The organism is Emergencia sp. 1XD21-10 (assembly GCF_009936045.1).
Classification (GTDB): Bacteria; Bacillota; Clostridia; order Peptostreptococcales; family Anaerovoracaceae; genus Senimuribacter; species Senimuribacter intestinalis.
This window is the reverse complement of record NZ_QWEQ01000065.1, coordinates 1-2,060: the sequence shown is the minus strand read 5'-3', so window position 1 is coordinate 2,060 and position 2,060 is coordinate 1. Positions and strand designations below refer to the sequence as shown.

Genomic DNA, 2,060 nt, shown 5'->3' with positions numbered 1-2,060 from the left:
ATTGACATAGATGTAACACCGCCTCTATTCTTTTGATTTTTGTGCAGCCTCCCAGTTTGGGCAATTGGTTGTTACGCTGAGTTTTTTCTTTGGAATGATGTTTTTCTTTTTAGGACAAACATACACATTTTCATGATATTTTTGTAAGTGGTGACATTCTCCACAAGTTCTCATAGGTTGACTCAGTCTTCCCATTCTTTCTGTTCTTCCGGATGCTCTGCTAAATAATTGTTATACATAATCAGCGCCGCCTGCGTATATGCCCTTTTTCTTTCCACATTCAGCTTTCGCATGGGTTCCGGAAGATACTCCGTAACAAAGCGCTCGTTGATTTTTAACTTCTTCGCTTTTGGTGCTTTTAGTTCTGTCTCTGCCCCGGTCACTTTACTGTCCCTTCCAGTTAACTGGTCAAGATATACTGCATCTACCGTTCCACCATTTTTATAATGCTTTTTAATTTCCGTCGCTTCTTCCAGTGATGGCATATATCCGGTTTCCTGCATATACTCCAGCAAGTTTTTCTGATCTTTCTTATCCAGATAGGACAGTTCCACGCCGACTCTAAACTTGATTTCTTTCGCGTCTACCATGCCAAGCAGCGGAAGAATGAGTTCATTAAGCCGTATGTAACGTTGAATGTTTCTGGCACTTTCCTGAAACTCTTCTGCCGCCTGATCATCGGTACGTAACTTCGTGCCCAGTGGGCACGAAGTTAAATCTGCTCGCTCTCCCTGCCTTTTATTAACCTCCATATACAAAGCATATGCCTTTGCCTTGGTCGATGGTTTGATAACGGACCTCTTTTGTAAATTGGAGACGACCATCAGTCTGGTAGCTTGTTCGTCATTATAATCTACGATGGTTGCTTTGATCTTATCAAGTCCCAGTTTTCTTGCCACAAACATTCTCCTGTGACCGGTGATTGCCTCGTATCTTCCTGTCAAGTTCACATCCTTCCGGACAATAATCGGTTCCAATTGTCCATTTTCACGTATATCGTCTTCAAGGTTATGCATGTCATCATCATCCACCACTTCAAATGGGTGGCTTCCACCCGTGTGAAACGGCAGAATGTCATCAAGCAGTATGTCTGTTACACTGCTGCCTTCCTCTTTCTTATCCTTAGCCGCTTCCGGAAAAAGGCTCTCCAATGCGGATGGATCAAATTCATTTCTTCTTCCCATACAAAACTCCTCCTAACTACTAGGGTTTACTCTCGGTTGTTAATCGCTCTACCCAAATTCTCTTTCACATGCTCAAATATTTTGCAAGAACTCTGCTACAAATGCCCTATAATCTTCCGTCACTGATGCCTTTGGTCGTTCCGTAAGCGGGTTTGTCTGCCGGTATTGCGCTTCTTCGATTGCAACGCCGTTCCGAATCACACTGTCAAATACCCTGATGCCCTGCGCATCCATCAGCTTGTCCAGCGCAGCCTTGATGCCTTTACGTATGTTGCTGCGTCCTTCATGTTGCGTAACCAAAACTCCGGTTATCGCAAGATTTTTGTTGTAATATCCTTGTACCAGCCGTATAGTTTGAAGCAGCTGCGATAGCCCTTGCACGGAATACTTTGAAGCTTTGACCGGTATAACGATTCCGTCAGCTGCCGCCAATGTGTTGATGGTGATGATACCCAATGTGGGCGGCGTATCAACCAAGATAAAATCATATTCTTCTTTAATTGGTTCCAGTGCTTCCTTCAACAAATACTCTCTGCCGGCAAAAGAAAACTCCATATCTGCCCCTGCCATGGACAGACTGCCTGGTAAAAGATTAATATTTGCATTGATCCGACAAATGCAGTCTTCCACTTTCTTTTCTCTGCGGAAAAGCTGGTAAACAGTCCCCTCCATGTCGCCGTTCAGTCTGAAGCTTTCCGTAAGATTGCATTGTGGATCTGTGTCAATGGTCAATACCTTGCAACCCTGATCTGCCAACCCATAAGCCAGTACATGGCATGTGGTTGTCTTCCCAACGCCACCTTTCTGATTTGCTAATGCGATAATTTGCGCTTCCTTCTTCATGTTTCGTTCCTCCAATTCATTGCTCATTTCCCT

General features: G+C 44.1%; 2 protein-coding genes. Both read right to left on the bottom strand.

Annotated elements, in window-relative coordinates; translation table 11 throughout:
- Nucleotides 1–182 precede the first annotated feature (182 nt).
- Complete coding sequence (locus D1151_RS16270; RefSeq protein WP_161909569.1) at nucleotides 183–1,184, bottom strand: ParB/RepB/Spo0J family partition protein; 1,002 nt, start codon at nucleotides 1,182–1,184, stop codon at nucleotides 183–185.
- Between the two features lie 72 nt (nucleotides 1,185–1,256).
- Nucleotides 1,257–2,060, bottom strand: an 804-nt coding sequence (locus tag D1151_RS16265; RefSeq protein WP_207708628.1) for a ParA family protein, incomplete at its 5' end; no start/stop codon positions are given.